Genomic DNA, 13,598 nt, shown 5'->3' with positions numbered 1-13,598 from the left:
ACCGATGACCTCAACCTTGGCAAGGTTGCGCTCTACCAACTGAGCTAGTATCGCAAACTGAAAACGTCTTTCGCCGTTCAGGGCTGCGAATTATAAGAGCATTTTTTTGTGATGCAAGTCCTTAATGCAAAAATCAGCAAGTTTTTACTCAACTGCTGTAAAAGCACACATATTTGCAAAAAAAATAGCTCTTATGTCCCTGAAAAGTTAGATAAACGTGAACATTTGATCTGATTAGATGTTAATAATTGTTTTTCGATAGTACTGCAGCTCAGCAATAGACTCTCGAATATCGTCTAATGCAAGGTGGCTTCCCGACTTAGAAAAACCATCTAACACTTCAGGCTTCCAACGGCGAGTCAGCTCTTTCAGGGTGCTAACATCAACATAGCGGTAGTGGAAGTACTCTTCCAGCTCTGGCATGTGCTTGTATAAGAATCGGCGATCTTGACCAATGCTGTTGCCACAAATTGGTGACTTACCTTTTGGTACCCATTTTTCCAGAAATTCAATCGTTTGTTGAATGGCATCTTGTTCTGAAACTGTACTGTCTTGAATTCGTTTCACTAGGCCACTGCCGGTGTGAGTCGTTGTGCACCACTCGTCCATCTTGTCCAATTCACTCTGAGGTTGGTGAATAGCCAAAACAGGTCCTTCAGCCAGGATATTAAGCTCACTATCAGTAACGATAGTAGCAATTTCAATGATTTTATGAGTTTCAGGATCAAGTCCTGTCATCTCGAGATCAACCCAAATAAGGTTCTGATCGCTAAAGGACATAAGGCGTCGCCTATTTGTTTATGTATAAAAGAGGTACTATACCCAAATAACTATACTCAAACTAGCTTTAGAGCCATCGAAATTATATGGCAGTAGCAACATCCTGTTTGAGTTCCCAATCATCAAGTTAGATGTGTTAAGTGAAAAATTGTGGCTAAAAAAAAGAAGTTAACCAAAGGTCAGGTACGTCGCGTACGTAGCAACCAGAACAAGCGACTCAAGAAAGAAGATTCTATCCAATGGGACGAGAACATGCTTGGCGGAACAAAAAGCGGACTCGTGATTACGCGCTTTGGTCAACATGCCGATATCGAAGATCTTGAAACCAACGAAGTTCACCGTTGTAACTTACGCCGTAGTATTGAGACTTTAGTTTCTGGTGACCGAGTAACTTGGCGCGCAGGGCTTGAGTCAATGGCTGGCATCTCAGGTGTTGTCGAAGCCGTTGAGCCAAGAACATCAATGCTAACTCGCCCTGACTACTATGACGGCCTCAAACCGGTTGCCGCAAACGTAGACCAAATGGTTATCGTTTCAGCTGTACTACCAGAGCTATCACTTAATATCATCGACCGCTACTTGATCGCCTCTGAAACGGTGAATATCGCCCCTTTAGTTGTACTCAATAAAGTCGACTTGCTGACAGAACAACAAATTAGCGAATACCGCGAAACACTGAAGATATACGAGAAAATCGGCTATAAAGTCATGTTTGTGAGTAAAGAGTCGGGTTACGGCATCAAAGAGTTGGAAGCTGAACTGAAAGATCGTATCAACATTTTCGTTGGTCAATCTGGCGTAGGTAAATCCAGCGTAGTGAATGCACTGATGCCAACATTGGACATTGAAGAAGGCGCAGTTTCTGAAAACTCAGGACTGGGTCAACACACCACCACAGCAGCGCGTTTGTATCACTTCCCTTCTGGTGGTGATCTTATCGATTCCCCAGGGGTACGTGAATTCGGCCTATGGCATTTAGAACCCGATGAAGTCACAGATGCTTTCATTGAATTCAAGCCATACCTAGGTGGCTGTAAGTTCCGCGACTGTAAACACAATGACGACCCAGGATGTCTTCTGCGTGAAGCCGTTGAAGACGGAAAAATTAGCCGCTTACGTTTTGCTAGCTACCATCGCATTATTGAAACAATGGCTGACAACAAAGATAACCGTCAGTACTCACGAAGCAAGAAAGCCGAGCTCTAATCGCGTTTTTGTGAACAAATGTGTGCATTTACTGACAATTGGCGCGAACTTAAGTAACATCTCGCGCCCTAAACCGTCATCGACAGATTTAATTGAAAAACAATTAGCATTGGAAAATTAATACAATGGATAAGATTAAAGTTGGATTGCAGTACTGGATCCCACAACATGGCCTGACTCGTTTAGTTGGTAAACTGGCGTCTGCTAAAGCGGGTGGTTTAACGACAGCGATCATTAACTGGTTCATCAAGCAATACAAAGTGAACATGGATGAAGCGCTGCATAGCGATCCAAAACACTTTAAGACATTCAATGAATTCTTCGTACGTGAATTGAAAGAAGGCATGCGCCCTATCGCAGAAGGTGACTCTGTTATTGTTCACCCTGCTGATGCACGTGTAAGTCAGTTTGGCCCAATTACTGATGGTCAACTGATTCAAGCTAAAAACCATAACTACTCAGCACGTGAGTTGCTTGGTGGTGATGCAGACCTAGCCGATGAGTTTAAAGACGGTGAATTCGCAACGCTTTACTTGTCGCCAAGTGATTATCACCGTGTGCACATGCCATGCGACGGCACACTGCGTCAGATGATCTACGTTCCCGGAGACCTGTTCTCAGTTAACCCGTTAACGGCAGAGAACGTTCCAAACCTATTCGCACGTAACGAACGTGTGGTTTGTATCTTTGATACTGAGTTTGGCCCAATGGCACAAGTGCTGGTTGGTGCAACTATCGTAGGTAGCATCGAGCAAGTATGGGCTGGCACCATCACGCCACCTCGCGGTAACTCGGTTTACAAGTGGGATTACCCAGCACAAGGTGATAAATCTATTATCTTGAAGAAAGGCGAAGAGATGGGTCGCTTCAAGCTTGGTTCAACGGTTATCAACCTGTTTGCTAAAGATGCAATCAAGTTTGACGACACTATGCAGAATGGTGAGAAAACCGTTCTAGGCACTCCTTTCGCGCACATTGCGGGTAAAGACGTTGAGACTGAAGCTGTTGATTCAGCAGAGAACACTGACCAAGCTTAACGATCTGAGTGAACTCATTTAGTTTTAAAGGCGCGTTACTTTTTCTATATCAGAGAAGAACGCGCCTTTTTCTGAACTCTACCAATTCGTTTCCTACTCAAGCTCTAACAACCAAAGCTTTCAAACCTCAATCCTCAACCCCTGCCCAGCCACCTGCTGCTTCTCACTCTTGCCTCTAATTGCCCAGATAAAATATTGACCAAAAGCAAAACAACTGTCGAAACCTTAAACAACTTTTCGATTTTACAACCCGTCTCCAAGTACCAACAATCCAGATAACTTACTCTATTTGAAGATATTTTATTCATGGGGTCTTTGTACATGCCTAAACTCAATATTGGCGTTCTGGTCAAGCTGTTGATTTGTTTTGCGATTCCCTTAGGCGTGTTATTCATGCCAATAGATTCCATACCTATCGATGACCTCACGCTGATTCAACACCGCTTGTTGGCGATATTCTTACTAGCAGCTCTACTGTGGGTGCTTGAACCCGTTCCAGTATTCGCCACGTCAATTCTGATCATTGCGCTTGAACTGGTGATGATTTCCGACAAGGGTTTACATCTATTTAGAAACCCACCAGCAGGACACGATCTCGGTGAATTAATCAAATATACCGACATCTTCGGTGCATTTTCGTCACCAATCATCATCCTTTTCATGGGTGGCTTTGCTCTTGCGATATCCGCATCCAAATACGAACTCGACAACAACCTAGCTCGAGTATTGCTCAAACCATTTGGCACGGAGCCTCGCTTCATCATGCTGGGTTTAATGCTGATCACCGCCGTGTTCTCAATGTTCATGTCAAATACCGCAACAACGGTGATGATGCTCGCATTGCTAGGTCCTATCGTAGCCTCTGCATCAAAAGGCGACATGGGGATTAAAGCGCTCGTGTTGTGTATTCCAATCGCCGCCAATACCGGTGGTATCGCGACACCCATAGGTACACCACCCAATGCGATCGCACTGCAATACCTAACTGGCGAGAACAGTATCGACTTTCTTAGCTGGATGATGATGGGCTTACCCTTTGTGATCATCCAACTCACCATCGCTTGGTTTCTCCTACAAAAACTCTTCCCTTCTAAAGAAAGAAATATGGTTCTCAAGCTTGATGGACAATTTAGAAAGAGCTGGCGAGCGATTGTGGTTTACGTCACCTTCGCTGCGACAATCTTATTGTGGATGACCACCAAACTGCATGGCATGAACACTTATGTGGTCTCTATCATTCCACTGGCTGTTTTTACTCTCACTGGCATCATGGGTAAAGAAGAACTCAAGCTGATTAACTGGGATGTGTTGTGGCTGGTTGCGGGTGGTATTGCGATTGGGATTGGCTTGGATAAAACAGGCTTAGCCGCTGCACTCGCACACGCGATTGATTATGAATCGCTCTCGCCGACTGCTGTGGTACTAACGCTGTCTATCGTGTGTTGGCTAATGGCTAATTTCATGTCGAACACAGCTACCGCAAACTTGCTGATGCCGATAGCAGCTGCGATTGGCGCTTCTATGGAAAGCCTAGTAGCAATTGGAGGCTTACAAGGCTTGCTGGTTGTGGTCGCCTTCTCGGCATCGCTCGGGATGATTCTTCCAGTATCGACGCCACCAAACTCGCTGGCTTACTCAACTGGGCTTATCGAAAGCAAAGATATGGCGAAGATGGGTATCATCTTAGGGATTGTCGGCTTACTGATGGTCTACCTCGCGCTGTTTATTATCACTTAGCACGTCAATGCCTCCCTTCCGTCCAGCTAGTAATCGTGACCTCGCTAGCTGGCGGGCTACCAGATTTTAACCAATAAGATAAATCCTGATAACAATTAACACCTTAGCAGCAACCAATTGTGATTCCACTTCACTGTTTATTAAAAATAATCATATATATATTTAAATTATGATTTTCAACACGTTTCGAACTTTAAATATAACGACACTAGACACCTAGCAGAGACACATCCGTTCGCAATCCAACGCGTCGCTGTCATTAGCCTTTTATCCAAGAAGGAGGGATAAACCTTGAGACATACTATTAAGTTCAAAATTCGATCGCTATCGCGGTTATTATTGCCGTCGTAAGTGGCGCTCAAGCTTGGATATCTGTTAATCAGCTTACTCAAGAAACTGAAGTCGCGATCAACCAACAGGTGAAAAACGTGAGTGTTGGTACGACGAACTACATTGCCGATTGGTTATCAATCCGCAGTGATATGATGCTTGCCAATGAATCGACCATTTCAAGCAATAGCAACTCTGATCGCGAGTTATTGATCACCAAGCAAGCCGGGCAATTCTTGTCTGTTTATGCAGGATTCAGTGATGGCAGTATAGCTTATGGCGACAAGGCTGAGGATTGGCCAGCAGACTACGACCCACGATCCCGCCCTTGGTATAAAGATGCAAACGCGACATCCGAACTCATCATTACCGAACCTTATCAAGATTTTGACGGCAGCATTGTCATCAGTTTCGCTAAAGCATTTAATGGTGAAAGACAGGGTGTTATCGCGGCAGACTTAACCGTAACCAGCATTATTGATACCGTACTCAAGGTAAAACTCGATAATGACGGTTTTGCTTTTTTAGTCGACGGTAATAACAACATCGTCGCCTACAGTGATGAAGAGTTGAGTCAGAAACCACTGACGAATTTGAACCCTGAGCTAACGGTCGACAAAGTATCACAACTGCTCCAAAACCAAATGATCACGACGTTAACTTGGCCTGGTCAAGGCGATAAAATGGTCTACATAGCTAACGTTCCGAATACCGATTGGTCATTGGGTATTGTGATCGATAAAGAAATGGCATTTTCTGCGGTATCCGATGCCATTCAATTTATCACGCTTACCTCTTTGATTTTATACATCGTCATTTCGATTGCGAGCACAATGGTGATTAACCGCTTGCTGCACCCACTGCAAACATTGTCTGAAGCACTGACTCAGCTTGCTCAAGGCAGAGGCGACCTGACTCAGCGTATTGATATCAAGCGCATGGATGAAATTGGCAAACTTGCCGAGCTCGTGAACCAGTTCTTGAGCCAGATGCAAAGCATGCTTAAGGGCGTAATCGAGCACAGTCACGACTTAAACAACCATGCGGAAAAAGCCAATCAACTGGCTACGCAATCTTCGATTCGAGTCGAGAATCAACAAAACGACATCAACCAAATTGCGACGGCGATTCATGAAATGTCCGCCACCGCAGCTGAAGTGGCCAGCCATGCCGAATTAACCGCCTCCGCATCTCAGGCATCCGCTACCGCTTGTAACGAAGGCCAAGAGGTTATCCAACAAAACCGCGATGCGATTACAGGCCTTGCGACTCAGGTTGAAGATGCAGCCAATGTTATTCGTGAATTAGAGAGTAATGCTCAAAGCATCAACCAGATCCTATCCACCATTCAAGGCATTGCCGAACAGACCAACCTGTTGGCATTGAATGCCGCGATTGAAGCCGCTCGTGCGGGTGAACAAGGTCGTGGGTTTGCCGTTGTCGCCGATGAAGTCCGAGTGCTCAGCCAAAGAACGCATGGCTCGACCGAAGAAATCCGCGTGATGATTGATACGCTGCAGAAAAATACCGAACATGCCGTTGAAAGCATGACCACCAGCACTCAACTGGCAGAGAACAGCGTTGGCTTCGCAGAACAAGCTCATGGCAGCCTGACTAAGATCACTCAGGCAATCACTGAAATCAACGATATGGCGCTGCAAATAGCGAGTGCTGCGGAAGAGCAACGCGCGGTCAGCGAAGACATCAGCCGCAATACGCAAGGAATCAAGGATGCCTCTGATGACCTTGCACAGCAAGCTGAAAGCAGTCGCAATAGCTCAAATGAAATGAGTAGCGCTGCCGAGTCGATGCGCCAAGACGTGGAGCGCTTTAAGGTATAGCGCGACTCAAGCAAAGTAAGTGAACCACACCACCGAGCGACAGCTGACATAAACTAATAACTGAAACAAAGTAGTTCTTTCATAAGAATCACTTTGTTCTCAGTTCGGTTTGATGCATATTGATGAGCTAATTTATCCCAGACACAAGGATGTTATTCAGATGGGATTTGAATGGTTAGCTCTAGCTGCCGCTTTTCTTTGGGCCATTGCGAGCCTAATGTCAGTAAAGCCTGCCCAACACTTAGGTTCTTTCGCCTATAGCCGTTGGAGAATGGGTTGTACCGCGATCATCTTATCGAGCATGGCTTGGTTTACCGGAGGTTGGTCAACTGTCGAAGCCAATCTAATCACGCCGATGATGCTATCTGGCCTGATTGGTATATTCATTGGTGATACCGCCCTATTTGCCTGTTTGAACCGAATGGGACCGCGCCAAGCGGGTTTACTGTTCTCTTGTCACGCCGTGTTCTCGGCGATTCTTGGTTACTTCCTGTTTAGTGAAAGCATGACTTCTGTTGAGCTGATTGGCTCGGCTTTGGTGTTTAGTGGTGTATTAACTGCGATATTCTTTGGTCGTCGAGGACAAGCCAACAATCAGCTTGAAACCATCAAGGGCACCGTGTGGATTGGTGTCGCACTGGGAATCACCGCAGCGATCTGCCAAGCATTGGGCGGCATCATTGCCAAACCCGTGATGCAAACCAGTATCGACCCTGTTGCCGCTTCTGCCATTCGAATGATCACCGCTTTTGTTGCTCACTCCGCATTTCGTTTAACAGGCGCCAAACTTTCACGCGCACTTAACCCAATGAATAAGCAGATATTCGCGATTACCGAGGTTAATGGTTTTCTAGCGATGGCAGTAGGAATGACGTTGATTTTGTATGCGTTGCAGGAAGGCAATGTCGGTATGGTCGCTCTGTTATCTTCAACCACACCCATCATGTTGTTACCGATACTCTGGCTATACACCAAGCAGAGACCGAACGTCTACGCTTGGATAGGTGCCATTGTTGCCGTAGTGGGTACTGGTATTTTAGTCAATTAGCCAAACAGTAAGTAGGACTAACTGAATAGAGAGCTAAGAGCGCGGGAACGGAAAAGCCGTCACATCATCGATATGGTCATAACCTAATGCCAGCATGATCAGACGATCAATACCTAAAGCAACACCCGCACAGTCTGGTAAGCCCGCTTTTAATGCCTCAATCAAGTGATGGTCAATCGGTTGAGGCGATAAGCCCATCTCAATACGTTTGGCATTGTCATCTTCAAAGCGCTTGAGCTGCTCTTGTGGCTTGTCTAGTTCATGGAAGCCGTTTGCCAATTCAATGCCTTTGAAATACACCTCAAAGCGATCCGCCACTCGTGGATCATTCGGGTTAATCTTGGCTAACGCCGCTTGTGATGCTGGGAAGTCATAAACAAACGCAGGCACTTGTTGCCCTATCTTTGCTTCAACCCCAATACTAAACAGTAGTTGTAGTAAGGTATCGCGGTCTTGTTCTGGATCAGCAATGTCACTAAGCCCAAGCTTCGCTGCCGCTTGTTTTAGAGTATCCATCGAATCTTCCAGTGGACACACACCTAACACATCAATAAAGGCTTGTTGGTAAGTCATCCGCTCTGCTGAGCCCGATTTAAGTACCTGCTGTAACAGCAAATCCATTTCATCCATCAGGTCATGATGATCAAAGCCAACTCGATACCACTCCAACATGGTGAACTCAGGGTTGTGATAACGGCCATTCTCTTCGTTACGGAAAGATTTACAAATTTGGTAGATACAGCCACTGCCCGCCGCTAATAGACGTTTCATATGAAACTCAGGGCTAGTCATAAAGAACAGTGGCTGACCGTGCGCATAACCCGGCCCTACAAATTCAGTTTTGAAAGTATGCAAATGCACGTCCGTCACCGTGGCGTGGCTCATCGCCGGCGTATCCACTTCCATCACGTTTCGCTCAGCAAAGAACTGACGAATTTGATTAAGGATATCAGCACGTTGCTTTAACTGTTTAATGGTTGCGGCCGGTTGCCATGTAGAGTGCATTATTGAGTTCCATATTACTGAATTCTAGGCGACGAAAATTACCACCTTTCATCGCTTTTGTAAGCTTCTATCTTTCTATTCGTGAAAGCAAAATGTTGTTTTAATGAAGCCAGAAAATTACGTTCTACAATACAATTATCAATACAGATTTCACATCAATATTGATAACAAAAATCATACTCAACAAGCCGTTAACACCCGTCCTGTGGGTTAATCGTTATCAACAATTCATTGCCGTGATTGCAGTCACATAACCTATAATTTCTATGCCTCCATATGCATTACCGACCTAAAAACCCAAATGCATCAACTTTTCGAATACCTTCCTCTCTTACACTGAACCTACCACTTAAGGCTTAGGGGCGCTAAATGGTTCCTACGATTTAGAACCTCCTAAATAGGCTTTTTATAATTACAAGCGGAATACTCCGCATCACACTGGAGAATAACTGTGAAGACAATTACCACAGATATCGCAGTCATCGGCGCAGGCGGCGCTGGTCTTCGTACAGCAATTGCAGCAGCTGAAGCTAATCCTGAATTGGAAGTAGCACTGATTTCTAAAGTTTACCCAATGCGTTCGCACACGGTAGCAGCAGAAGGCGGTTCAGCAGCGGTAATTAAAGACGAAGATAGCCTAGATAACCACTTCAACGATACTGTTGGCGGTGGCGACTGGCTATGTGAACAGGATGTTGTTGAATACTTTGTTGAAAACTCGACTCGCGAAATGATCCAAATGGAACAATGGGGCTGCCCATGGAGTCGTAAAGAAAACGGTGAAATAAACGTACGCCGATTCGGCGGTATGAAGGTAGAGAGAACGTGGTTCGCAGCGGATAAAACCGGCTTCCACATGCTTCATACTCTGTTCCAGACTTCGATGAAGTACGACACAATCAAACGATTTGATGAGTACTTTGTGGTGGATTTGCTCGTTGAAGATGGCGAAGTACAAGGCCTAATCGCGATTCACATGTCTGAAGGTGAGCTTGTTACCATCAAAGCAAAATCTGTTGTTCTAGCAACCGGTGGCGCAGGTCGTGTTTACCACTGTAATACCAACGGCGGCATCGTAACTGGCGACGGTATGGCAATGGCTTATCGCCATGGTGTGCCACTGCGTGATATGGAGTTCGTTCAATACCACCCAACAGGCCTACCGGGCACTGGCATCTTGATGACCGAAGGTTGTCGTGGTGAAGGCGGTATCATCGTCAACAAGAACGGCTACCGTTACCTACAAGATTACGGCATGGGCCCTGAAACTCCAGTGGGCGAGCCGAAAAACAAATACATGGAACTGGGTCCTCGTGACAAAGTTTCTCAAGCATTCTGGCACGAGCAGCAGAAAGGCAACACCATCAAGCACCCGCTTGGTGATGTCGTACACCTTGACCTTCGCCACCTTGGTGAAGAGTACCTGCAAGAGCGTCTTCCGTTTATCTGTGAGCTTGCAAAAGCGTACGTAAACGTAGACCCAGCAAAAGAGCCAATCCCAATTCGCCCAACCGTTCACTACACCATGGGTGGTATTGAAACCAACGGTACCTGTGAAACTCGCATTAAAGGGCTATTCGCTGTTGGTGAGTGTGCTTCAGTTGGCCTACATGGCGCAAACCGCCTAGGGTCTAACTCTCTTGCTGAATTCGTAGTATTCGGCCGCGTAGCCGGTGAACAAGCCGTGAAACGTGCCGCTGAATTCAAAGGCTGGAACGAAGAGTCTATTGCTAAGCAAGTGAAAGCGGTTGAAGATCGCATCGCTGGCATCTTGGCTCAAGAAGGCGATGAGAACTGGGCTGATATCCGTACTGAAATGGGTCACACCATGGAAGCGGGTTGTGGTATCTACCGTCAAGAAGACTTGATGCAAGAAACCATCGACAAAATCACTGAACTGAAAGCTCGCTACAAGAAGATCAGCATTAAAGACAAAGGCAAAGTGTTCAACACTGACCTACTTTACGCTATCGAAGTGGGTTACGGCCTTGAAGTTGCCGAAGCGATGGTTCACTCAGCGATCCTTCGTAAAGAGTCTCGCGGAGCACACCAACGTCTAGACGACAACTGCACAGAACGTGATGACGTGAACTTCCTTAAACATTCTCTATCTTTCTACAACGAAGATGCAGCACCAACTATCGACTACAGCGGCGTTAAGATTACTAAATCTCAACCTAAAGCTCGTCTATACGGTGAAGCAGCCGAGAAAGCCGCTGCTGCTGAAAAAGCGGCAGAAGAGAATGCGAAGAAGAGCGAAGAGGAGCAAGCATAATGTCAGCGAATCGAATCCAAAAAATTGAAATTCTGCGTTATGACCCTGAGCACGATGCAGAACCTCACTTTCAAACCTTTGAAGTTCCATTTGATGAAACCATGTCGGTACTTGATGCGATTGGTTACATCAAAGATAACCTAGATAAAGACCTGTCTTACCGTTGGTCTTGTCGTATGGCGATTTGTGGTTCTTGCGGCATCATGGTTGATGGCGTGCCAAAACTGGCATGTAAGAGCTTCTTACGTGACTACCCGAACGGCTTCAAGATCGAGCCTTTAGCTAACTTCCCAATCGAGAAAGATTTGATCGTCGACATGACGCCGTTTATCGAGCGCCTTGAAGCAATCAAACCTTACATCATTGGTAACGACCGTAAGCCAGAAGACGGCACTAACATCCAAACTCCAGAGCAAATGGCGAAGTACAAACAGTTCGCTGGCTGCATCAACTGTGGTTTGTGTTACGCAGCGTGTCCTCAGTTTGGTCTAAATCCTGAGTTCATCGGCCCTGCAGCACTTGCTCTTGCTCACCGCTACAACCTAGATAGCCGTGACAATGGTAAAGCTGAGCGCATGAAGCTTATCAATGGCGACAACGGCGCTTGGGGCTGTACGTTTGTAGGTTACTGTTCTGACGTTTGTCCGAAGAAAGTAGATCCAGCAGCAGCTGTAAACCAAGGCAAAGTTGAGTCTTCAATGGACTTCGTTATCTCGATGTTCAAGCCTGATGGATCGCAAGTAAAAACAGCAGAGGAGGCATAATATGAGCAATCGTAAGCCTTATGTTCGTGAGATGAAGAGAACATGGTGGAGCAACCATCCGTTCTACCGCTTCTACATGCTACGTGAAGCGACTGTACTGCCTTTGATTCTATTCACTCTGTTCCTAACCTTCGGTTTGGGTTCGCTAGTGAAAGGCCCTGAAGCGTGGGAAGGTTGGTTGAGCTTTATGGCTAACCCTATCGTTGTTGGTATCAACATCGTGGCACTGCTTGGCAGCTTACTGCACGCTCAGACCTTCTTCAGCATGATGCCTCAAGTAATGCCAATCCGTCTTAAAGGCAAATTGGTAGATAAAAGAATCATCGTACTGACCCAGTGGGCAGCGGTGGCATTTATTTCTTTAATCGTTCTGATGGTGGTGTAAGGAGCTTCGTTATGAACACAAATTACAATGTTAACCACAATCCGAAACGCTCTGATGAACCAATCTGGTGGGGCCTATTCGGCGCTGGCGGTACTTGGTTCGCGATGATTACACCAATCACGATTCTAGTGCTGGGTATCTTGGTGCCAATGGGCATAATCGATGCGGATGCAATGAGCTACGAGCGTGTCTCTGAGTTTGCCACCAGCATTATCGGTGCGCTATTCATCATCGGTACGCTAGCACTGCCAATGTGGCACGCAATGCACCGTCTTCACCACGGCATGCACGACCTTAAGTTCCACGTCGGTGTTGCTGGTAAAGTGGGTTGCTACTTCGTTGCAGGCCTAATCAGCGCGCTATCTGTTATCTTCATTTTTATGATTTAACAGTTAAGAGCAGATTCGAGATTCGGGTAACTGAGATTCGAAGAGTTTAAGAACGAAAATACTAGAAGCAGAACAGGATTATCTTGTTCTGCTTTTTTGTTACTTGTCGAATCTCGTTTACTCGAATCTGCTCTTCTCCGATCGCCAGATACAAAAAAGGCCGCTCATAAGCGACCTTTTCTATTTCACTGAGCCACCTTAAACAAGATGGACACAATCAAATTACTTCACACGACCAACGTATTCGCCAGTACGAGTATCAACTTTAACAACTTCACCGATAGCGATGAATAGAGGAACACGAACTACCGCGCCTGTTGCTAGAGTTGCAGGTTTACCACCCGTACCCTGTGTATCGCCTTTAAGGCCAGGATCAGTTTCAGTTACTTCGATCTCAACAAAGTTTGGCGGAGTAACAGTGATAGGGTTATCATTCCACAACGTTAGAGTACAAACGTCATTTTCAACTAACCATTTTGCTGAATCAGCGACTGCTTTTACGTCTGCTGCGATTTGCTCAAATGTTTCGTTGTTCATGAAGTGGTAGAATTCGCCATCGTTGTATAGGTAGCCTAGTTCAACGTCAACAACATCTGCAAGCTCGAAGCTTTCGCCTGACTTGAATGTTTTCTCTAACACTTTGCCTGACAGCAGTTTACGAAGTTTTACACGGTTAAACGCTTGGCCTTTACCTGGCTTAACGTATTCATTGTCGATAATTGCGCAAGGCTCGTTATCTAACATGAATTTTAAACCGCCTTTGAATTCATTGGTGCTTACTGACGCCATGATTTTCTCTTC

The 13,598-nt window shown here is 45.8% G+C and carries 11 protein-coding genes and 1 pseudogene; 9 read left to right on the top strand and 3 right to left on the bottom strand.

From position 1 onward, the window contains the following. Nucleotides 1–234: 234 nt before the first annotated feature. Nucleotides 235–780, bottom strand: a complete 546-nt coding sequence (gene orn, locus ACED60_RS08035) for an oligoribonuclease (protein ID WP_012603103.1) — start codon at nt 778–780, stop codon at nt 235–237. Nucleotides 781–930: 150 nt separating this feature from the next. Between orn and rsgA the strand changes: the two genes are divergently transcribed. From rsgA to ACED60_RS08010, 5 genes and pseudogenes are all read left to right on the top strand, one after another. Further along, the gene (gene rsgA, locus ACED60_RS08030; protein ID WP_371727280.1) at nt 931–1,986 is read left to right on the top strand and encodes a small ribosomal subunit biogenesis GTPase RsgA; all 1,056 of its coding nucleotides are present in this window, start codon (nt 931–933) and stop codon (nt 1,984–1,986) included. 125 nt (nt 1,987–2,111) lie between these two features. Beyond that, a complete protein-coding gene (gene asd / locus ACED60_RS08025) occupies nt 2,112–3,023 on the top strand; it encodes an archaetidylserine decarboxylase (RefSeq protein WP_009847911.1) in 912 nt (303 codons plus the stop codon). A gap of 321 nt (nt 3,024–3,344) precedes the next feature. Continuing rightward, the gene (locus ACED60_RS08020) at nt 3,345–4,760 is read left to right on the top strand and encodes a DASS family sodium-coupled anion symporter (protein ID WP_371727279.1); all 1,416 of its coding nucleotides are present in this window, start codon (nt 3,345–3,347) and stop codon (nt 4,758–4,760) included. Between the two features lie 291 nt (nt 4,761–5,051). Beyond that, nucleotides 5,052–6,931 (top strand): annotated as a pseudogene (locus ACED60_RS08015) (methyl-accepting chemotaxis protein). A gap of 160 nt (nt 6,932–7,091) precedes the next feature. Next, the gene (locus ACED60_RS08010) at nt 7,092–7,979 is read left to right on the top strand and encodes a DMT family transporter (protein ID WP_371727278.1); all 888 of its coding nucleotides are present in this window, start codon (nt 7,092–7,094) and stop codon (nt 7,977–7,979) included. 33 nt (nt 7,980–8,012) lie between these two features. On the opposite strand, the gene epmA is transcribed toward ACED60_RS08010, so the two are convergent. Next, a complete protein-coding gene (epmA, locus tag ACED60_RS08005) occupies nt 8,013–8,984 on the bottom strand; it encodes an elongation factor P--(R)-beta-lysine ligase (RefSeq protein WP_248384863.1) in 972 nt (323 codons plus the stop codon). Between the two features lie 451 nt (nt 8,985–9,435). On the opposite strand from epmA, the gene frdA reads away from it, so the two are divergent. The 4 genes from frdA to frdD are packed head-to-tail and all read left to right on the top strand — an operon-like array spanning nt 9,436 to nt 12,797. After that, complete coding sequence (frdA, locus tag ACED60_RS08000) at nt 9,436–11,259, top strand: fumarate reductase (quinol) flavoprotein subunit (protein WP_371727277.1); 1,824 nt, start codon at nt 9,436–9,438, stop codon at nt 11,257–11,259. Continuing rightward, the gene (locus ACED60_RS07995) at nt 11,259–12,023 is read left to right on the top strand and encodes a succinate dehydrogenase/fumarate reductase iron-sulfur subunit (protein ID WP_009847917.1); all 765 of its coding nucleotides are present in this window, start codon (nt 11,259–11,261) and stop codon (nt 12,021–12,023) included. Before frdA ends, ACED60_RS07995 begins: the two co-directional genes overlap by 1 nt. 1 nt (nt 12,024) lies before the next feature. Next, entirely contained in the window at nt 12,025–12,408 is a 384-nt protein-coding gene (gene frdC, locus ACED60_RS07990; RefSeq protein WP_017097244.1) for a fumarate reductase subunit FrdC, read from the top strand. A gap of 11 nt (nt 12,409–12,419) precedes the next feature. After that, on the top strand, nt 12,420–12,797 hold the full coding sequence (gene frdD, locus ACED60_RS07985) for a fumarate reductase subunit FrdD (protein WP_009847918.1): 378 nt from the start codon (nt 12,420–12,422) through the stop codon (nt 12,795–12,797). A 222-nt stretch (nt 12,798–13,019) separates the two neighbouring features. Here the strand turns inward: frdD and efp are convergent, their stop codons facing one another. Further along, nucleotides 13,020–13,586, bottom strand: a complete 567-nt coding sequence (efp, locus tag ACED60_RS07980; RefSeq protein ID WP_009847919.1) for an elongation factor P — start codon at nt 13,584–13,586, stop codon at nt 13,020–13,022. Between the last annotated feature and the right edge of the window lie 12 nt (nt 13,587–13,598).

The sequence above is a fragment of the Vibrio sp. 1F279 genome (assembly GCF_041439815.1).
Taxonomy (GTDB): Bacteria; Pseudomonadota; Gammaproteobacteria; order Enterobacterales; family Vibrionaceae; genus Vibrio; species Vibrio tasmaniensis_A.
This window is presented reverse-complemented; position numbering and strand designations above follow the sequence as displayed.

What these genes read in the sequence shown, in the direction of transcription:
- efp (WP_009847919.1), bottom strand. Translation starts at nt 13,586, where the DNA reads ATGGCGTCAGTAAGCACCAATGAATTCAAAGGCGGTTTAAAATTCATG.
- frdD (WP_009847918.1), top strand. Translation starts at nt 12,420, where the DNA reads ATGAACACAAATTACAATGTTAACCACAATCCGAAACGCTCTGATGAA.
- epmA (WP_248384863.1), bottom strand. Translation starts at nt 8,984, where the DNA reads ATGCACTCTACATGGCAACCGGCCGCAACCATTAAACAGTTAAAGCAA.
- ACED60_RS08010 (WP_371727278.1), top strand. Translation starts at nt 7,092, where the DNA reads ATGGGATTTGAATGGTTAGCTCTAGCTGCCGCTTTTCTTTGGGCCATT.
- orn (WP_012603103.1), bottom strand. Translation starts at nt 780, where the DNA reads ATGTCCTTTAGCGATCAGAACCTTATTTGGGTTGATCTCGAGATGACA.
- ACED60_RS08020 (WP_371727279.1), top strand. Translation starts at nt 3,345, where the DNA reads ATGCCTAAACTCAATATTGGCGTTCTGGTCAAGCTGTTGATTTGTTTT.
- ACED60_RS07995 (WP_009847917.1), top strand. Translation starts at nt 11,259, where the DNA reads ATGTCAGCGAATCGAATCCAAAAAATTGAAATTCTGCGTTATGACCCT.
- frdC (WP_017097244.1), top strand. Translation starts at nt 12,025, where the DNA reads ATGAGCAATCGTAAGCCTTATGTTCGTGAGATGAAGAGAACATGGTGG.
- asd (WP_009847911.1), top strand. Translation starts at nt 2,112, where the DNA reads ATGGATAAGATTAAAGTTGGATTGCAGTACTGGATCCCACAACATGGC.